The 18556-nt window shown below is 72.1% G+C and carries 18 protein-coding genes; 13 read left to right on the top strand and 5 right to left on the bottom strand.

Annotated elements, in window-relative coordinates:
• Positions 1-131: 131 nt before the first annotated feature.
• A complete protein-coding gene (gene dnaE, locus AC07AZ_RS19885; protein ID WP_478849432.1) occupies positions 132-3671 on the top strand; it encodes a DNA polymerase III subunit alpha in 3540 nt (1179 codons plus the stop codon).
• A gap of 104 nt (positions 3672-3775) precedes the next feature.
• Here the strand turns inward: dnaE and AC07AZ_RS19880 are convergent, their stop codons facing one another.
• Complete coding sequence (locus AC07AZ_RS19880; protein WP_478849430.1) at positions 3776-3940, bottom strand: hypothetical protein; 165 nt, start codon at positions 3938-3940, stop codon at positions 3776-3778.
• A gap of 224 nt (positions 3941-4164) precedes the next feature.
• Between AC07AZ_RS19880 and AC07AZ_RS19875 the strand changes: the two genes are divergently transcribed.
• The 4 genes from AC07AZ_RS19875 (at position 4165) to AC07AZ_RS19860 (ending at position 8102) form a co-directional block, all read left to right on the top strand.
• Positions 4165-5385 carry an NYN domain-containing protein gene (locus AC07AZ_RS19875; protein ID WP_478849428.1) on the top strand — a complete coding sequence of 407 codons (1221 nt, stop codon included), beginning with the start codon at positions 4165-4167 and terminating at the stop codon, positions 5383-5385.
• Positions 5386-5508: 123 nt separating this feature from the next.
• Positions 5509-6480 (top strand): ABC transporter ATP-binding protein, encoded by a 972-nt coding sequence (locus AC07AZ_RS19870; protein ID WP_478849558.1) that lies wholly within the window; start codon positions 5509-5511, stop codon positions 6478-6480.
• Between the two features lie 64 nt (positions 6481-6544).
• On the top strand, positions 6545-7369 hold the full coding sequence (locus AC07AZ_RS19865; protein ID WP_478849426.1) for an ABC transporter permease: 825 nt from the start codon (positions 6545-6547) through the stop codon (positions 7367-7369).
• Positions 7370-7403: 34 nt separating this feature from the next.
• Positions 7404-8102 (top strand): AAA family ATPase, encoded by a 699-nt coding sequence (locus tag AC07AZ_RS19860; protein ID WP_478849424.1) that lies wholly within the window; start codon positions 7404-7406, stop codon positions 8100-8102.
• Between the two features lie 371 nt (positions 8103-8473).
• Here the strand turns inward: AC07AZ_RS19860 and ybaK are convergent, their stop codons facing one another.
• The 4 genes from ybaK to AC07AZ_RS19840 all read right to left on the bottom strand — a co-directional run bounded on the left by ybaK (position 8474) and on the right by AC07AZ_RS19840 (position 12554).
• Complete coding sequence (ybaK, locus tag AC07AZ_RS19855; protein WP_478849422.1) at positions 8474-8974, bottom strand: Cys-tRNA(Pro) deacylase; 501 nt, start codon at positions 8972-8974, stop codon at positions 8474-8476.
• 62 nt (positions 8975-9036) lie between these two features.
• Positions 9037-9777, bottom strand: a complete 741-nt coding sequence (locus AC07AZ_RS19850) for an LON peptidase substrate-binding domain-containing protein (RefSeq protein WP_478849420.1) — start codon at positions 9775-9777, stop codon at positions 9037-9039.
• A gap of 11 nt (positions 9778-9788) precedes the next feature.
• On the bottom strand, positions 9789-10829 hold the full coding sequence (locus tag AC07AZ_RS19845; protein ID WP_478849418.1) for a hypothetical protein: 1041 nt from the start codon (positions 10827-10829) through the stop codon (positions 9789-9791).
• Positions 10830-10976: 147 nt separating this feature from the next.
• Positions 10977-12554 carry an oxidoreductase gene (locus tag AC07AZ_RS19840; protein ID WP_478849416.1) on the bottom strand — a complete coding sequence of 526 codons (1578 nt, stop codon included), beginning with the start codon at positions 12552-12554 and terminating at the stop codon, positions 10977-10979.
• 169 nt (positions 12555-12723) lie between these two features.
• Between AC07AZ_RS19840 and hisD the strand changes: the two genes are divergently transcribed.
• Genes hisD through hisF form a run of 8 tightly spaced genes read left to right on the top strand, consistent with a single transcriptional unit; the run spans position 12724 to position 18419 of the window.
• Positions 12724-14049 carry a histidinol dehydrogenase gene (hisD, locus tag AC07AZ_RS19835; RefSeq protein WP_478849414.1) on the top strand — a complete coding sequence of 442 codons (1326 nt, stop codon included), beginning with the start codon at positions 12724-12726 and terminating at the stop codon, positions 14047-14049.
• Positions 14046-15155 (top strand): histidinol-phosphate transaminase, encoded by a 1110-nt coding sequence (locus tag AC07AZ_RS19830; RefSeq protein ID WP_478849412.1) that lies wholly within the window; start codon positions 14046-14048, stop codon positions 15153-15155. The genes hisD and AC07AZ_RS19830 overlap by 4 nt, the downstream gene beginning before the upstream one ends.
• Entirely contained in the window at positions 15152-15754 is a 603-nt protein-coding gene (gene hisB / locus AC07AZ_RS19825) for an imidazoleglycerol-phosphate dehydratase HisB (RefSeq protein ID WP_478849410.1), read from the top strand. The genes AC07AZ_RS19830 and hisB overlap by 4 nt, the downstream gene beginning before the upstream one ends.
• Positions 15751-15915 carry a hypothetical protein gene (locus tag AC07AZ_RS19820; RefSeq protein WP_356041642.1) on the top strand — a complete coding sequence of 55 codons (165 nt, stop codon included), beginning with the start codon at positions 15751-15753 and terminating at the stop codon, positions 15913-15915. Before hisB ends, AC07AZ_RS19820 begins: the two co-directional genes overlap by 4 nt.
• Positions 15906-16553: an imidazole glycerol phosphate synthase subunit HisH gene (gene hisH / locus AC07AZ_RS19815; protein ID WP_478849408.1), complete on the top strand. Its 648-nt coding sequence runs from the start codon at positions 15906-15908 to the stop codon at positions 16551-16553. Before AC07AZ_RS19820 ends, hisH begins: the two co-directional genes overlap by 10 nt.
• Entirely contained in the window at positions 16550-17275 is a 726-nt protein-coding gene (gene priA, locus AC07AZ_RS19810) for a bifunctional 1-(5-phosphoribosyl)-5-((5-phosphoribosylamino)methylideneamino)imidazole-4-carboxamide isomerase/phosphoribosylanthranilate isomerase PriA (RefSeq protein WP_478849406.1), read from the top strand. Before hisH ends, priA begins: the two co-directional genes overlap by 4 nt.
• Positions 17272-17667 carry a RidA family protein gene (locus AC07AZ_RS19805; protein ID WP_478849404.1) on the top strand — a complete coding sequence of 132 codons (396 nt, stop codon included), beginning with the start codon at positions 17272-17274 and terminating at the stop codon, positions 17665-17667. The genes priA and AC07AZ_RS19805 overlap by 4 nt, the downstream gene beginning before the upstream one ends.
• Positions 17664-18419 carry an imidazole glycerol phosphate synthase subunit HisF gene (gene hisF / locus AC07AZ_RS19800; RefSeq protein WP_478849402.1) on the top strand — a complete coding sequence of 252 codons (756 nt, stop codon included), beginning with the start codon at positions 17664-17666 and terminating at the stop codon, positions 18417-18419. Before AC07AZ_RS19805 ends, hisF begins: the two co-directional genes overlap by 4 nt.
• Positions 18420-18556: the final 137 nt, after the last annotated feature.

The raw sequence follows: 18556 nt of genomic DNA, 5'->3' as shown, positions 1-18556 counted from the left end.
TCCCTCCGGTGAAGGTACGCGGGGAAGCCCGCCGCGTGTCAGTGTCCGGGCATAGACTTCGACGCTGTCCACCAGACTGTCCGCACCCCGTGGGGCAGCAGTCGCCGTATGTCCCCTAGGAGGCCTCAGCCGTGTCAAAGCCGCCGTTCACGCACCTGCACGTCCACACCCAGTACTCGCTGCTGGACGGTGCCGCGCGGCTGAAGGACATGTTCGACGCGTGCAACGAGATGGGCATGACCCACATCGCCATGTCGGACCACGGCAACCTGCACGGGGCGTACGACTTCTTCCACACCGCGAAGAAGGCCGGCGTCACCCCGATCATCGGCATCGAGGCGTACGTGGCGCCCGAGTCCCGGCGCAACAAGCGCAAGATCCAGTGGGGCCAGCCGCACCAGAAGCGCGACGACGTCTCCGGTTCCGGCGGTTACACCCACAAGACGATCTGGGCGGCGAACCGCACGGGCCTGCACAACCTCTTCAAGCTCTCCTCCGACGCGTACGCCGAGGGCTGGCTGCAGAAGTGGCCCCGGATGGACAAGGAGACCATCTCCCAGTGGTCCGAGGGGCTCATCGCCTCCACCGGCTGCCCCTCCGGCGAGCTCCAGACCCGGCTGCGCCTCGGCCAGGAGAAGGAGGCACTCCAGGCGGCCTCGGACTACCAGGACATCTTCGGCAAGGACCGCTACTTCCTGGAGCTGATGGACCACGGCATCGAGATCGAGCGCCGGGTCCGTGACGGCCTCCTCGACATCGGCAAGAAGCTCGGCATCCCCCCGCTGGTCACCAACGACTCGCACTACACGTACGCGCACGAGGCGACCGCCCACGACGCCCTGCTGTGCATCCAGACCGGCAAGAACCTCTCCGACCCGGACCGCTTCCGGTTCGACGGCACCGGCTACTACCTGAAGTCCACGGACGAGATGTACGCCGTCGACTCCTCGGACGCCTGGCAGGAGGGCTGCGCCAACACCCTCCTGGTGGCCGAGCAGATCGACACCTCGGGCATGTTCGAGGCCAAGAACCTGATGCCGAAGTTCGACATCCCCGAGGGCTTCACCGAGATCACCTGGTTCCAGGAGGAGGTGCGCCGCGGCATGGAGCGCCGCTTCCCCGGCGGCGTCCCCGACGACCGCCAGAAGCAGGCCGAGTACGAGATGGACGTCATCATCCAGATGGGGTTCCCGGGCTACTTCCTGGTGGTCGCCGACTTCATCATGTGGGCCAAGAAGCAGGGCATCGCGGTCGGCCCGGGCCGTGGCTCCGCGGCCGGCTCGATCGTCGCGTACGCCATGGGCATCACCGACCTCGACCCGATCCCGCACGGTCTGATCTTCGAGCGGTTCCTCAACCCCGAGCGCGTCTCCATGCCCGACGTCGACATCGACTTCGACGAGCGCAGGCGCGTCGAGGTGATCCGGTACGTGACCGAGAAGTACGGCGCCGACAAGGTCGCCATGATCGGCACCTACGGCAAGATCAAGGCGAAGAACGCCATCAAGGACTCCGCGCGCGTGCTGGGCTACCCGTACGCGATGGGCGACCGCCTCACCAAGGCGATGCCCGCCGACGTCCTGGGCAAGGGCATCGACCTCAACGGCATCACCGACCCCTCGCACCCGCGCTACAGCGAGGCGGGCGAGATCCGCGCGATGTACGAGAACGAACCGGACGTGAAGAAGGTCATCGACACCGCCAAGGGCGTCGAGGGCCTGGTCCGGCAGATGGGTGTGCACGCGGCCGGCGTGATCATGTCCAGCGAGCCCATCGTCGACCACGCCCCGATCTGGGTGCGGCACACCGACGGCGTGACCATCACGCAGTGGGACTACCCGCAGTGCGAGTCGCTCGGCCTGCTGAAGATGGACTTCCTCGGCCTGCGCAACCTCACGATCATGGACGACGCCGTCAAGATGGTGAAGTCCAACAAGGGCGTCGACCTGGACCTGCTGAGCCTCCCGCTCGACGATCCGACGACCTTCGACCTGCTCCAGCGCGGCGACACCCTCGGCGTCTTCCAGTTCGACGGCGGCCCGATGCGTTCGCTGCTGCGGCTGATGAAGCCCGACAACTTCGAGGACATCTCCGCCGTCTCGGCGCTGTACCGGCCCGGCCCGATGGGCATGGACTCGCACACCAACTACGCCCTGCGCAAGAACAAGCTGCAGGAGATCACGCCGATCCACAAGGAGCTCGAAGAGCCCCTCGAAGAGGTCCTGGCGGTCACCTACGGCCTGATCGTGTACCAGGAGCAGGTGCAGAAGGCCGCCCAGATCATCGCCGGCTACTCGCTCGGCGAGGCCGACATCCTGCGCCGCGTGATGGGCAAGAAGAAGCCCGACGAACTGGCCAAGAACTTCACCATCTTCCAGGCCGGCGCCCAGAAGAACGGCTACAGCGACGAGGCGATCAAGGCCCTGTGGGACGTCCTGGTCCCGTTCGCCGGCTACGCCTTCAACAAGGCGCACTCCGCCGCGTACGGCCTGGTCTCGTACTGGACCGCCTATCTGAAGGCGAACTACCCGGCCGAGTACATGGCCGCGCTGCTCACCTCGGTCAAGGACGACAAGGACAAGTCCGCGATCTACCTCAACGAGTGCCGGCGCATGGGCATCAAGGTGCTCCCGCCGAACGTCAACGAGTCCGAGTCGAACTTCGCCGCGCAGGGCGACGACGTGATCCTCTTCGGCCTCTCCGCCGTCCGCAACGTCGGCACCAACGTCGTCGAGTCGATCATCAGGTCCCGCAAGGCCAAGGGGAAGTACGCCTCCTTCCCCGACTACCTCGACAAGGTCGAGGCGGTGGTCTGCAACAAGCGGACCACGGAGTCGCTGATCAAGGCGGGCGCCTTCGACTCGATGGGGCACACCCGCAAGGGCCTCACCGCGCAGTACGAGCCGATGATCGACAACGTGGTCGCGGTCAAGCGCAAGGAGGCCGAGGGGCAGTTCGACCTCTTCGGCGGGATGGGCGAGGAGGAGACCAGCGAGCCCGGGTTCGGCCTCGACGTCGAGTTCACCACCGACGAGTGGGAGAAGACGTATCTGCTCGCCCAGGAGCGGGAGATGCTCGGTCTCTACGTCTCCGACCACCCGCTCTTCGGCCTGGAGCACGTGCTGTCCGACAAGGCCGACGCGGGCATCGCCCAGCTCACCGGCGGCGAGCACGCGGACGGCGCCGTGGTCACCATCGGCGGCATCATCTCGGGCCTCCAGCGCAAGATGACCAAGCAGGGCAACGCCTGGGCGATCGCCACGGTCGAGGACCTCGCGGGTTCCATCGAGTGCATGTTCTTCCCCGCGACCTACCAGCTCGTGTCGACGCAACTCGTCGAGGACGCCGTCGTGTTCGTCAAGGGCCGCCTCGACAAGCGCGAGGACGTGCCGCGGCTGGTCGCGATGGAGCTCCAGGTCCCCGACCTGTCGAACGCGGGCACCAACGCGCCCGTCATCCTCACCATCCCGGCCACCCGGGTCACCCCGCCGATGGTCAGCCGCCTCGGCGAGATCCTCACCCACCACCGGGGCGAGAGCGAGGTGCGGATCAAGCTCCAGGGACCGACCAAAACGACCGTGCTGCGCCTTGACCGGCACCGGGTGAAGCCGGACCCGGCCCTCTTCGGCGACCTGAAGGTCCTGCTCGGTCCGTCCTGTCTGGCGGGCTGAGGCGGCCGGCCCGGCGGGCGGAAGGTCCGACACGCGTGAGGGGCGCATCCGGAACCGGGTGCGCCCCTCGGTGTGCCCGGGCTTCAACGCCCGTGATGTGCTTGTCAGTTGTGGCCGAAGCGCTTCTCCCGGCCCTTGCGGGCCATGTCGCCGGGGGTCACCTGCGGGGCGCGGTGCTCGGTGTGCGTGTTCAGTGAGGGCTGCTGGACCTCCTGCTGACCACGCGCGGACTGCGGCTGTTTGCGTTCGCGGTTCTTGTTCTTGGCCATGGGGATCTGCCTCCTGTCGGGGGTCTGGGTGCCAGGACCGCGACCAGATTCACATAGGCTGACAAGGAACGCATTTCGGATAATTACCCTGTGTGACACGGAAGGTCGGGGAACGATTCCCCGAAACGCCACGCCGAAGATCGAGTTCGAACCGTTAACCCCCGCGCTGTCGGGCAGACTCGAAACAAGCCCGAAGCAAACCTCCCGGAAAGAGGGTGGATCGCGTGGACCGCTGCATCGTCCTGGTGGACGCCGGGTATCTGCTGGGGGCCGCCGCCAGTCTCCTCGCCGGGGAGCCCTCCCGCTCCCGGATCACCGTCGACCACCCCGCCCTGATCCAGGGACTGCGCGAACGCGCCGAATCCGACACCGAACGGCCCCTGCTGCGCATCTACTGGTTCGACGGCGCCCCCGACCGCGTCCCCCAGCCCGAGCACCGCAGGCTGCGGGTGATGCCCCGGGTCACCGTCCGGCTCGGCGCGCTGACCCGCAGCGACGGCCGCTGGGCGCAGAAGGGAGTGGACGCCGCGATGCACGCCGAGCTGACCGAGCTGGCACGCAACCGGGCCTGCTCCGACATCGTTCTGGTGACCGGCGACGGGGACCTGCTGCCGGGCATGATGGCCGCCAAGGAACACGGCGTCGCCGTACACCTGTGGGCCGTGCAGGCGGCCGACGGGGACTACAACCAGTCCGAGGACCTGGTCGCCGAGGCCGACGAGCGGCGCGTCCTGGACCGGGTGTGGATCACCAGGGCCGTACGGGCCAAGGAACTCGGCGGGGTCTGCGCGCCGTCGCCCGTGCCGCGGCCCGAGATCGCCGCGATCCTGTCCGCGCCGCTGCCCGAGTCCGGGCTCGCCCCGGCGTCCGAGCGGCAGGCCGAGGAGGTCGAGCACCCGAGCGGCGGCACCGCCTCCGAGAACGGCGCGCAGGAGCGCCTCCCCGCGGCCAAGGGCGTCCCCACCCCGAAGGACCTGGCCGCGCTGCGCGCCCCCGGCGCCCCGTCCGCGCAGCCGCAGCCCGCCTCGGCCACCCTGCGCTGGTCCTCCGACAAGGGCTGGGTCGACCGCCCCGGCGCCGCCGACCCCGCCGAGGTCGCCTCCATGCCGACGCTCGCCCAGCTCACCACCGCCGAGCAGCGCTGGGCGGACCGCGAGGAGGACATCACCACCGTCGGCGGCGACCCCTTCGAGGTGGGGCAGGTCTTCGCCCGGCGCTGGATGGAGCGGCTGGGCGACCACAGCCAGCTGCAGAAACTCTCCGGGATGTACCCGCGGGTCCCGCACCGGATCGACGGCGAGCTGCTGCGCTACGCGGCCCGGTTCGGCCTGCTCGCGCACAAGGACGACCAGATCGACGAGCACGACCGGTACGCGATCCGGGCCGGCTTCTGGCGCCAGATCGACATGCCCACGACCGCGGAGCACGCCCCCGTCGGAGAGTGACATCCTTGCCGCCGGATCAACCCTCATGGACCGACCCGGGAGCGGGCGGGTGCGCGCGACCCCGTAGGCTCGGTGCTTGTGAGTACGCGCGCGGCACAGGCACTTCGGCACGGCGGCGATGTCGTGTGCGCCGTACGCGGACTGACCAAGACCTATCCGGCGGTGCGCGGCCGGCGCGGCACCCCCGCGACACCCGAGGTGCGGGCCACCGACGACGTACGCCTGGACATCCGCCGCGGTGAGATCTTCGGGCTGCTCGGGCCGAACGGCGCCGGCAAGTCCACTCTCGTACGGCAGCTGACCGGGCTCATGCGGCCCGACCGGGGCAGCGTCGAGATCCTCGGGCACGACATCGTGCGCCATCCGGAGCGCGCCGCCCGCATCCTCGCCTACCTCGGGCAGGAGTCCACCGCCCTGGACGAGCTGACGGTGTCGTTGGCGGCGGAGACGACCGGACGGCTGCGCGGCCTGGACGCGCGCACGGCACGGGCCGGGCGGGACGCCGTCCTCGACGAACTGGGTCTCACACCGATCGCGGGGCGGCCGCTGAACAAGCTGTCCGGCGGGCAGCGGCGCCTCGCGTGCCTGGCCGCCGCGCTCGTGGGGGAGCGGCCGCTGCTCGTCCTCGACGAGCCGACCACCGGCATGGATCCGGTGGCCCGGCGGGCGGTGTGGTCGGCTGTCGACCGGCGCCGGGCCGAGCACGGGACGACGGTGCTGCTGGTCACACACAACGTCATCGAGGCCGAGACCGTCCTGGACCGGGTCGCCGTCCTCGACCACGGGAGGGTCATCGCCTGCGACACACCCTCCGGGCTCAAGGAGCAGGTCGCCGGAGAGGTGCGGGTCGACCTGGTGTGGCGCGAGAGCGCCCCGCTGCACGTCCCCGAGGTCGCCGCGCTGCACGAGCGGGCCGTGGAGTCCGGCCGCCGCTGGACGCTCCGGCTCGCCCCGGAGGAGGCCCGCGCGGCCGTCGCCACCGTCACCGGCGGGGCCGCCTTCGCCGCGCTGGACGACTTCACGCTGGCCACGCCGAGCCTGGAGGACGTCTACCTGGCGCTCGGCGGGAACCCGCACGGGCTGGTGAAGGCATGAGCACGGGGGCCGTCGAATCCGTATGGGACAGGGCGAGCGCCAACGCGATGAGGAGCAGCGCGACGTGAGTGTCGTACCCGCTGAGGTTCTGCCGGGCGGTGCCCTGGCTGTGGAGGGGACCGCCGGACGCGCCGCGGCCGAGCTCGGGCCGCGCGCCCGGTTCTGGCCGTCGCTGGCGGCCGTGTACCGGGCGCAGCTGTCCCGCGCGCGCGTGGCGCGCATCCCGCTGCTGTTCGTGGCGACCTTCCAGTCGGTCGGGATCATGGTCCTGATGCGCGGGGTCGTGGACGGCGGCGGCGAGGCCGAGTCGGTGGTCGCGGGAGCGTCGGTCCTCGTCGTGGCCTTCGTCGCGCTGAACCTGCTCGCGCAGTACTTCGGCCAGCTGCGGGCCAACGGCGGGCTCGACCACTACGCGACGCTGCCGGTGCCGCCGGCCGCCGTCGTGCTGGGCGCGGCGGGCGCGTACGCGTCCTTCACCGTGCCGGGGACCGTGGTCACGGCGGTGTTCGGCTGCCTGCTGTTCGGCCTGCCGCTGACGCACCTGTGGGTGCTCCTGGCGGTGATCCCGCTGGCGGGCGCCGCCCTGTCCGGCCTCGGCGCCGCGCTCGGGCTGCTGGCCCCGCGCCCGGAACTGGCGACTCTGCTCGGCCAGCTGGGCATGTCGGCGGCGCTGCTGCTCGGGGTGCTGCCGGCCGACCGGATGCCGGAGGCGGTGCGGCTGGCCCGGGACCTGCTGCCCTCCACCTACGGCGTGGAGGCGTTCGCGCGGACCTTCGGGCCGCACCCGGACTGGGCCTTCGTCCTGGGTGACCTCACCGTGTGCGCGGGCGTCGGCGTGGTCTCGCTGGCCGTCGCCACCTGGGCCTACCGCCGTGCGGCCGTCCGGTGACGCGCCGCACAGCCGGGCCTGGCACGATGTCAGGGTGACCGCACCGTTGACTCCGCCTCCGCCACCGCACGAACACTCCCCGCACCAGGCGTGGCAGCCGCCGGGCGCCGGGCACACGGCATCCGCGCCCCGGGACGCCTGGACCGGCGGGTACCACGACGACGGGCCCGGGATGAGGACCGAACTGATCGAGGCCGCCGTGGTCACGCTCGTGGTGGCGGTCACCGGGGCGCTGCTCGGCGTCCTGTGGGGGTGGCTGGCCCCCCAGGTGCCGCTGGTCGGCGAGATCGTGGACAAGACCTGGAACGTCTACATCAAGGACACCGAGGGCGAACAGGCGATCGGCGTCGACGGAACGTTCATTCTGCTCGGGCTGGCGTTCGGCGCGGTGAGCGCGGTCGCCGTGTTCCTCCTCCGGCGGCGCGGCGGTGTGCCGTTGGTGGTGGCCCTCGCGGCCGGGGGCCTGCTGGGGTCGGCGCTGGCCTGGAAGGTCGGCGTGTGGCTGGGCCCCGAGCACGACGTCATCGCCCACGCGAAGGCGGTGGGTCAGGGCGTGACGTTCTCGGCGCCGCTGAAGCTGGGGGCCAGGGGTGCCCTGCTGGCGTGGCCGCTGGCGGCGCTGCTGGTGCATCTCGGGCTGACGGCCCTGTTCGCCCCCCGTGACCCGGAGCAGCCGGGCCCCTACCACCCGGGTCCCGACCTGAAGGACCCGTACGGGGCACCGCCGGCGTGAGCGCGTGGACGGGCCGGAGTCACCGGCCGGCACGGGCCCGGCTTCGGGGCCCGGCGCTTCCGGGCCCGGCTTCGGGCCCCGGCGCTTCCGGGTCGGGCGCCTTCGCGCTGGGCCCGGTCGGCTGGAACTGAGGGCCAGGCTCGGCGGGGAGTTGACGTCGGGCGAGGCGGGGTCTTGGGGTCGGGCCGGGTCGGCGCGCACTGAGGGCCAGGCGCGCTGAAGACTTGGGATCGGGCCCGGCAAGGATGTGGGGCCGGGTCAGGTCGGCACATCTGGGGCCGGCCCAGGTCGGCACCTGGGATCGGGCCCGCTGGGGCACCTGGGGTCGGGCCCGGCCGGCACCTCGGGCCGGACCCGGTGGCCGTCCCCGGTCAGGCCCGCCCGATGGGTGCCACCACCGCCCGGGTCAGGTCGGCCAGGTCGCCGGGGGCCAGTTCGACCTCCAGGCCGCGGCGGCCCGCCGACACGCAGATCGTGGGGTGCGCGGACGCCGAGTCGTCCAGGACGGTGGGGAGCTTCTTGCGCTGCCCCAGGGGGGAGATCCCGCCGCGGACGTATCCCGTGGTGCGTTCCGCGAGCGCCGGGTCGGCCATCGCGGCGCGCTTGCCGCCGACCGCCGCCGCCAGCGCCTTGAGGTCCAGTGAGCCCGCGACCGGGACCACGGCCACCGTCAGCGCTCCGTCGACGTCGGCGACCAGTGTCTTGAAGACCCGCTCCGGAGCCACTCCCATCGCCTCGGCCGCCTCCTCGCCGTACGACGGATGGGCGGGGTCGTGCTCGTAGGCGTGGACCGTGTACGGCACGGCGGCCGCCGTGAGTGCCACCGTGGCGGGCGTGCCGCCCGACTGCTGCTTCTTCGCCTTCTTCGCCATCCCGGTCCGTTCCCCAGAGGTGAGATACCCGCCGGTCGCGGCGTCCGCGGCCGGCGGGTGTGTCAGTTGAGACTCGTCGGGCCCCGCGTCAGCTCCGACGCGGGCAACGACGGCAGACTACGGATGATCGCCGTCTCGGCGCGAAGGAGTTTCAGCTCGTCGCGCAGCCGGGACGCGGTGTCGGGGGCCTGGAGCAGGCGCTGCTTGGTCGGGACGTCCAGCATCATCGCGGCGGCCACCAGGTAGGACACCACCGAGGGATCGTCGGGCAGGTCCGCGCCCGTGGCGAGCGACCGCTCCCGCGCCCCGGCCAGCCGCTTCTGGTACTGGCGGAAGGAGCGCAGCACCCCCTCCGCCAGGGCGCCGGCCTCGTCCCCGGGGTCCTCCGGCAGTTCCTCCAGCTCGGCCGTCAGGAACGGGCCCGACGCGTCGACCGACACCAGCCGCACCCGGGTCGTCCCGGTGGCCAGCACCTCGAAGGTGCCGTCGGCCCGCTCGCGGACGGTGGCGGCGTCCGCGACGCAGCCGATCGCCGAGAACGCCCGGACCGGGTCCGTGCCGAAGCCGGCCGCGGGTCCGCGTTCCGGCACCGCCGTGGGGTCCGGGAGGCCGGGGCCGCTGCGTGCCACCTCGTGGCCGTCGCGGATCGCCACGACGGCGAACCGGCGCGGTTCGTCCTCGGGGGTCTTGATCAGTTCGCGCATCATGGCGCGGTAGCGCTCCTCGAAGATGTTCAGAGGAAGCACGAGCCCCGGGAACAGAACCGAGTTCAGGGGGAAGAGCGGGAGCCGGACGGTGGTCACGGCGCCAAAGCCTAGTGGTCGCCGGAGCGGGTGCGTCCGCCGCGCCCACTCCGTGGATGGTGGGGCGGCCGTGCGGACGGTGCCGTACGCAGGTCGTCGCGCGTTTTCAGGAACAGGCCGAGCGGGTCGTCCGAGAGCCGGTGCCACGGGAAGGACGTGGCGTACGGGCCGATCAGGCGCAGCTGGTCGAGGGCGTCCTGCCGGCGGTCGAGCCGGGTGAGGACGTACAGCAGTTCGTTGCGGATCTCGGCCGGCCAGGGGTCGGCCGCGGGAAGCAGGAAGGACAACTCGATCGCCCGGTCGGCGGCCGCGTCCAGCCGCTCGCGCGGCACCCGGAGGTCCGGGGCGTCGGTCAGGCAGGCGAGGGCCGCGCGGTTGGGCAGGGCCTGGACGAGCGAGTCGGCCGAGGCGTCCTGCGCGGCCAGGTCGGCGAAGTCGAGGCACTCGTGGTGGGCGTCGCGCCAGCCCGCGGCCAGGTACCGCAGGGCGGCCACATGGCAGCCGTGGTGGTGCGGGGCGCGCCGGACGGCCGCCGCCCACAGTTCCTCGAAGTAGGTGTGCCCGGCCCCCGAGCCGCGCGCGTGGTCCAGGGCGATCCGCCACGGCACCGGGTCGCGGACGTCGGCGTGCGCGGCGGCCGTGATCAGGGGGCTCACCTCGCGCAGCAGCTCGGCGCGGGCCGGGGACCGCCAGGCGCGGTCCACCGCGAGCTGGGCGGCGACGAGGAGGGCGGCCGGGTCGTCCGGGGCGCTGGCGCGCCAGGTCCGCAGCCATTCGGCGCGGGAGGCGGCGAAGGCGGCCAGCCGCCGCACGTAGCGGTCGCGGTGTTCCCACTCGGCGCTCTCGCGGGTGGCGGCGAGCAGGGCGGCCGCGGGGGTGTGCTCGCCGCGCGCGGCCGCCACGAGGGCGGGGCCGAGGCGGTCGTCCGGCGCGTCGAGCAGGACCTCGTCGTCGCCGGTGAGCCCGGTGAGCCCGGTGGCGAGGTGCGGTGGGGTCCGGTGCATCCGGCCGGCGCGGATGAACGGGGGCAGCAGAGCCATGGTGTCGACCATTGAAAGTCCGCAGGTCAGGTATGCGCCAGCCGCTGAGGGCAACGTGTGGAAAGTTGTACGGGGGCCGGTCAAGGGAAGGTAAAAGATGATGATTGTTCAACTAAAACGGGTCGACCGGTCGACCAGCGGCCCCGGAACGGGGCGGGATCAGTTCCGGCGCAGCAGCCGTGTCGCCCCCGCCGCCACCGTCGTCGCCAGGATCCAGCCCAGCAGGATCAGCGCGGCGGCCAGCCACTGCCAGCCGCCGCGCAGCTGCCAGGCGTCCGCCTGGCCGAAGTCGATGACCGGCAGCAGCAGATCGAGGGCGAACAGGGCCGGATTCCACACCGGGTGGGCGCCGCCGGAGGACGGGGGAGCACCCGCGTGGGCGAAGGCGAGCGAACCCGCCGCCCACAGCACCGCCATCCACACGGCGGCCCGGCCCGGCCGGTAGCCGTAGGCGACCGTCCAGTCCTGCGCGTACCCCCAGAGCTTGGCGGCCGGCGGCAGGCTCTCGCGGCGGCGCCGCTGCTTGGCGAGGAGCACCTCGCGGGCGTCCTCGTCCTCGCCGCCGGCCCGCAGCACGGAGGCCAGCCGTTCGTACGGCTCGGGGTTGTACTCGGCGGTCGCCGCCGCCACCCAGTCCAGCCGCCGGGTCAGCGGGAACGGGCCCTGCGGCACGAGGTTCTCGTAGACGAAGCCGCCCATGTGCAGGTTGCCGGGGCCCGGCCAGGCGCTCGCCCGGTCCACCAGGTTGACGATCCGCGCGCCCGACAGGACGACCTTGCCGCGCTGCGGCCGCTCCCCGAGGAAGCGCAGCTCGGGCACCTGGACCCGGAGCAGGGACAGCTCCTGGTCGTCGGTGAGGTCGAACCGGGCCCGTTCCAGGTCGAGCGCGTCCCCGATCCGCCCGTCGTCCAGCCGCACCCCGCCCCGGCACTCGAACCGCTGGATGCGCGTCCCGCGCGCGGGGGTCGCCCCGCTCAGCATCGAGGCGCCGACGCCCGCCGGGGTCAGGTACAGGGTGCGCCCGACGGTCAGCTGCGGGGCGTTCAGGGCGAGCCGGCCGTACGCCTCGGACAGCTGGGCGCCGCGCAGACTGAGCGACACGCCGACCTTGGCGCCGCGCAGGCTCACCTCTCCGTCCGACTCCAGAAGTTCGGCCTGGAGGTCCTGGCCCACCGTCATGCCGTCGGCGGCGATCGAGCGGCCGCTGCGGTCCCGGTGGACGACCGCCTGGTTCATCAGCAGGTCCGTGCCGATGTGCGCGTCGGTGAGGCGTACGCCGTGCCGGAAGCGGCAGCGCGGCAGGTGCAGGTCGCCCTCGGTGCGGACGCGGGCGGCCTCCAGGCGCGGGACCGCGCAGTTCACCAGCCGGGCGGTCGTGAAGTGGGCCTCGGGCACCAGCACGTCCCGCTCGAAGCGGCAGCCGCGCAGCTCGACGTACGGCACCACCGCGCCGCCGGCGAGGTCGAGCACGCCGCTGATCTGCACACCGGCCAGCTTCAGCGAGGCCACCCGGCCGGCCAGCGCGGGCGGGCCGTCGAGCAGCAGCCAGCAGACGATACGGGCCCGCACGGTCCGCTCCGGGCCCCACGGGCGGCCGCCGTGCGGGTCGTCGACGACGACGTCCCCGCTGCTCAGGTCGTACAGGCTGCCGTTGCGGAAGGCCTGCCACATGCCGGCCTCGGCGGCGGTCAGCTCGTCCGGCAGGTCCCCGTCCCGGACGCCGGCCCCCTCGTTCACCGCTCTCCCCGCTCCCTGTCGGCCCCTCGGTCCCGCCCGCCCGTGCCCGCCCGTGCGGTGACGCCCGGAACACTAGAGGCGAAGGGGATCTTCCGGGTTCCGCCGGGTTCTGTATCAGCCATTGATACACGCGGACGACGCCCGAGCCCGGTCTGAGAGAATTGACCACGTGATCTCCCGAATCGATCTGCGCGGCGACGCCCTTCCCGAGGGACCCGCCCTGCGCGACCTGCTGCCCCGAGCCGACTTCGACGTCGCCGCCGCCCTGGAGAAGGTGCGTCCGATCTGCGAGGCCGTGCATCATCGGGGTGACGCGGCACTGATCGACTTCGCGGAGAAGTTCGACGGGGTCAGGCTGGAGCGGGTACGGGTTCCCGCGGAGGCCCTCACCCGCGCGCTGGAGGAACTCGACCCCGCCGTGCGCGCGGCCCTGGAGGAGTCCATCCGCCGCGCCCGCCTGGTCCACCGCGAGCAGCGCCGCACCGGCCACACCACGCAGGTGGTGCCCGGCGGCTCGGTGACCGAGAAGTGGGTGCCCGTCGACCGGGTCGGGCTGTACGCGCCGGGCGGCCGGTCGGTCTACCCGTCCTCCGTGATCATGAACGTCGTACCGGCACAGGAGGCCGGCGTCGAGTCGATCGCGCTCGCCTCCCCGGCGCAGGCCGCGTTCGACGGCCTGCCGCACCCGACGATCCTCGCCGCGTGCGCGCTGCTCGGCGTCGACGAGGTGTACGCGGCGGGCGGCGCGACCGCCGTCGCGATGTTCGCCCACGGCACCGAGTCCTGCCCGCCCGCCACCATGGTCACCGGCCCCGGCAACATCTGGGTCGCCGCCGCCAAGCGCTACTTCACCGGCCGGATCGGCATCGACGCCGAGGCCGGCCCGACCGAGATCGCGATCCTCGCCGACGACAGCGCGGACCCGGTGCACGTCGCGGCCGACCTGATCAGCCAGGCCGAGCACGACCCGCTGGCGGCCGCGGTGCTCGTCACCGACTCCGTCGCGCTGGCGGACGCGGTCGCGAAGGAACTGGAGCCGCAGGTCGCCGCCACCCGGCACGTCGAGGACCGGATCGTGCCCGCGCTGAGCGGCCGGCAGTCCGCGATCGTCCTGGTCGACGGCGTCGAGGAGGGGCTGCGGGTGGTCGACGCGTACGGCGCGGAGCACCTGGAGATCCAGACGGCCGACGCGGCCGCCGTGGCCGACCGCGTCCGGAACGCCGGCGCGATCTTCATCGGCCCCTGGGCGCCGGTCTCGCTCGGCGACTACGCGGCGGGCTCCAACCACGTCCTGCCCACCGGCGGCTGCGCCTGCCACTCCTCGGGCCTGTCCGTCCAGTCCTTCCTGCGCGGCATCCACATCGTGGACTACACGCGTGAGGCGCTGGCCGAGGTCGCCCACCACGTGGTGACGCTGGCGGAGGCGGAGGACCTGCCCGCCCACGGGGCCGCGATCAAGGCACGGTTCGGGTGGAAGGTACCGGCGAGCAAGTGAACCTCGGAATCGACGATCTCCCCGTACGGGACGAACTGCGCGGCAAGACCCCTTACGGCGCGCCTCAGTTGGACGTCCCCGTACGGCTGAACACCAACGAGAACCCGTACCCGCTGCCCGAGGCGCTGGTCGAGCGGATCACCGAGCGGGTGCGCGAGGCGGCCCGCACCCTCAACCGCTACCCCGACCGGGACGCGGTGGAACTGCGCACCCGGCTCGCCGAGTACCTGACCACGACGTCCGGTCACCCGCTCGGCCTCGCCAACCTCTGGGCCGCCAACGGCTCCAACGAGGTCATCCAGCAGCTGCTGCAGACCTTCGGCGGACCCGGCCGTACGGCGATCGGCTTCGAGCCGTCGTACTCGATGCACGCTCTCATCGCGCGCGGCACGGGAACCGGCTGGCTCTCCGGCCCGCGCCACGAGGACTTCAGCATCGACCTCGCGGCGGCCGAGCGGGCCGTCGCCGAACACCGGCCCGACGTCGTGTTCGTCACGACCCCCAACAACCCCACCGGCACCGCGGTCCCACCCGAAACGGTCCGCGCGCTGTACGAGGCCGCGCAGGCCGCCAAGCCGTCGATGGTCGTGGTGGACGAGGCCTACATCGAGTTCAGCCGCGGCGACTCCCTGCTGCCGCTGCTCGAAGGACGGCCGAATCTCGTCGTCTCCCGCACGATGTCGAAGGCGTTCGGTGCGGCCGGGCTGCGCCTCGGCTATCTCGCCGCGCACCCCGCGGTGGTGGACGCCGTCCAGCTCGTACGGCTGCCGTACCACCTCTCGGCGGTCACCCAGGCGACCGCCCTGGCCGCCCTGGAGCACACCGACACGCTCCTCGGGTACGTCGAACAGCTGAAGTCCGAGCGGGACCGGCTGGTCGGCGAACTGCTGGCGCTCGGCTACGAGGTGACCCCCTCCGACGCCAACTTCGTGCAGTTCGGGCGGTTCGACGACGCCCACGAGGTCTGGCAGCGCATCCTCGACCGGGGCGTCCTGGTCCGGGACAACGGCGTGCCGGGCCGGCTGCGCGTCACCGCCGGGACCCCGGCCGAGAACGACGCGTTTCTCGACGCGGTCCGTGAACTGAAGAAGGAGCAGAGCGCATGACTCGCGAAGGGCGCGTCGGCAGGATCGAGCGCACCACCAAGGAGACCTCGGTCGTCGTCGAGATAGACCTCGACGGCACCGGGCAGGTCGATGTGGCGACCGGCGTCGGCTTCTACGACCACATGCTCGACCAGCTCGGCCGGCACGGCCTGTTCGACCTGACCGTGAAGACCGAGGGCGACCTGCACATCGACTCGCACCACACCATCGAGGACACCGCCCTCGCACTGGGCGCCGCCTTCAGGCAGGCGCTCGGCGACAAGGTCGGCATCTACCGGTTCGGCAACTGCACGGTCCCGCTGGACGAGTCGCTCGCCCAGGTCACCGTCGACCTGTCCGGCCGGCCCTACCTCGTGCACACCGAGCCCGAGCAGATGGCGCCGATGATCGGCGAGTACGACACCACGATGACCCGCCACATCCTGGAGTCCTTCGTCGCCCAGGCGCAGATCGCGCTGCACGTGCACGTGCCCTACGGGCGCAACGCGCACCACATCGTGGAGTGCCAGTTCAAGGCCCTCGCACGGGCGCTGCGTTACGCCTCCGAGCGCGACCCGCGCGCGGCCGGCATCCTCCCCTCCACGAAGGGCGCGCTGTGACCGGCCTGTCGACCCTGCTGATCGTCGTCGGCCTCTTCCTGGCCGGCGGCATCTACTCCTTCGTCAAGCAGCAGATGCCCAGGAGCCTCATCGTGCTGCTGTCGATCGGCGCCGCGATGTGCCTCGTCGCCGGCGTCATGAGGCTGGAGGTGTGGAATTGAGCGCGGCCAAGAAGGTCGTCGTCTTCGACTACGGCTTCGGCAACGTCCGCTCCGCCGAGCGTGCCCTCGCCCGCACGGGCGCCGAGGTCGAGATAACGCGTGACTACGACCGGGCCATGAACGCGGACGGCCTGCTCGTGCCGGGCGTCGGTGCCTTCGCGGCCTGCATGCGGGGCCTCAAGGAAGCCCGCGGGGACTGGATCATCGACCGCCGGCTGTCGGGCGGGCGCCCGGTCATGGGCATCTGCGTCGGCATGCAGATCCTCTTCGCGCGCGGCATCGAGCACGGCGTCGAGACCGAGGGCCTCGACGAGTGGCCCGGCGCGGTCGAGCCGCTGCAGGCCGACATCGTGCCCCACATGGGCTGGAACACCGTGGAGGCACCGGCCGGCTCCGAGCTGTTCGCCGGGCTGGACGCGGACGCCCGCTTCTACTTCGTGCACTCCTACGCCGTGCACGACTGGAGCCTGGAGACCACGAACCCGGCGATGCGCGCCCCGTGGGTCACCTGGTCGACGCACGGCAAGCCCTTCGTGGCCGCGGTGGAGAACGGCGCCCTGTGGGCCACCCAGTTCCACCCCGAGAAGTCCGGCGACGCCGGAGCCCAGCTCCTCACCAACTGGATCGGAACACTGTGAGCAAGCTCGAACTGCTTCCGGCCGTCGACGTCCGCGACGGCCAGGCCGTCCGCCTCGTGCACGGCGAGTCCGGCACCGAGACCTCGTACGGTTCCCCGCTGGAGGCCGCCCTCGCCTGGCAGCGGGCCGGCGCCGAGTGGCTGCACCTGGTCGACCTGGACGCGGCGTTCGGCACCGGCGACAACCGGGCGCTGATCGCCGAGGTGGCCAGGGCGATGGACATCAGGGTGGAGCTGTCCGGCGGCATCCGTGACGACGACACGCTGGCGGCCGCCCTGGCCACCGGCTGTACCCGGGTCAATCTCGGCACGGCCGCCCTGGAGACCCCGGAGTGGGTCGCCGAGGTCATCGCCCGGCACGGCGACAGGATCGCGGTCGGTCTCGACGTACGCGGCACGACGTTGCGCGGCCGCGGCTGGACCCGCGACGGCGGCGACCTCTACGAGACGCTGGCACGCCTCGACTCCGAGGGCTGCGCCCGCTACGTGGTGACGGACATCGCCAAGGACGGCACGCTCCAGGGCCCCAACCTGGAGCTGCTGAGGAACGTGTGCGCGGCCACCGACCGTCCGGTCGTGGCGTCCGGCGGCATCTCCTCGCTGGACGACCTGCGGGCCGTCGCCGAACTGGTGCCGCTCGGCGTCGAGGGCTCGATCGTCGGAAAGGCTCTGTACGCGAAGGCGTTCACCCTGGAAGAGGCCCTGGAGGCGGTGGCCGAGTGAGCGAGGTGCGACGCGTGGCGACCGGTGCGCCCTGGGAGGACGCCTTCGGCTACTCCCGGGCGGTCGAGCTGCCCAACGGACTGGTGCTGGTCTCCGGCTGCACGTCGATCGTGGACGGCGAGATCGCCGGCGGCGGCCCCTACGAGCAGACGGTCAACGCCTTCAAGGTCGCGTTCGCGGCGCTGGAGCGGCTGGACCTGGGCCGGGAGGACATCGTGCGTACGCGCATGTACATCACCCACGCCCGGGACGTGGAGGACGTGGGGCGCGCGCACAAGGAGCTGTTCGACGCCGTCCGGCCCGCCGCCACGATGCTCATCGTGTCCGGTTTCGTCGACCCCAGCCTGGTCGTCGAGGTCGAGGTGGAGGCGTTCCGGGGGGGATCGGCATGACCCTGGCCGTACGCGTGATCCCCTGCCTGGACGTGGACAACGGCCGGGTCGTCAAGGGCGTCAACTTCCAGAACCTGCGCGACGCCGGAGACCCGGTCGAGATGGCCAAGGTCTACGACGCCGAGGGCGCCGACGAGCTGACGTTCCTGGACATCACCGCCTCGTCGGGCAACCGCGAGACCACCTACGACGTGGTGCGCCGCACGGCCGAGCAGGTGTTCATCCCGCTGACGGTCGGCGGCGGCGTCCGCACGGCCGAGGACGTGGACAGGCTGCTGCGGGCCGGCGCGGACAAGGTGGGCGTCAACACGGCGGCCATCGCCCGCCCCGAGCTCATCCGCGAGATCGCGGAGCGCTTCGGCAGGCAGGTGCTGGTCCTGTCCGTGGACGCCCGGCGCACGGAGTCCGGCTCCTTCGAGGTGACCACGCACGGCGGACGCAGGGGCACCGGCATCGACGCCGTCGAGTGGGCGCACCGGGCCGCCGAGCTGGGCGCGGGCGAGATCCTGCTCAACTCGATGGACGCCGACGGCACGAAGGACGGCTACGACCTGGAGATGATCGCGGCCGTGCGCAAGCACGTGAGTGTGCCCGTGATCGCCTCCGGGGGCGCCGGCCGGCTGGCCGACTTCGCGCCGGCCGTCGCGGCGGGCGCGGACGCGGTGCTCGCCGCCTCCGTGTTCCACTTCGGCGACCTGCGGATCGGCGAGGTCAAGGACGCCCTGCGGAAGGCGGGCCGGCCCGTCCGCTGAGGTCCGCTTCCGGTCCCTGAGCCCCGGCCACGCGGCCGGGGCTCTTTCTGCGGGCTGGGGGGCGGGTCGTCACCCTGTGCGCGAAGGACCTGCGCCGCGCAGAACTGCCGCACTGACCGATGCCCGTGCTGACCGGT

It is taken from the genome of Streptomyces sp. NPDC043878 (genome assembly GCF_056435735.1).
This window is presented reverse-complemented; position numbering and strand designations above follow the sequence as displayed.

Excerpts from the sequence above, each read along its gene's own strand:
- AC07AZ_RS19880 (WP_478849430.1), bottom strand. The coding sequence starts at position 3,940 with ATGGCCAAGAACAAGAACCGCGAACGCAAACAGCCGCAGTCCGCGCGT.
- AC07AZ_RS19845 (WP_478849418.1), bottom strand. The coding sequence starts at position 10,829 with ATGGTCGACACCATGGCTCTGCTGCCCCCGTTCATCCGCGCCGGCCGG.
- ybaK (WP_478849422.1), bottom strand. The coding sequence starts at position 8,974 with ATGGCGAAGAAGGCGAAGAAGCAGCAGTCGGGCGGCACGCCCGCCACG.
- hisF (WP_478849402.1), top strand. The coding sequence starts at position 17,664 with ATGACCCTGGCCGTACGCGTGATCCCCTGCCTGGACGTGGACAACGGC.
- hisB (WP_478849410.1), top strand. The coding sequence starts at position 15,152 with ATGACTCGCGAAGGGCGCGTCGGCAGGATCGAGCGCACCACCAAGGAG.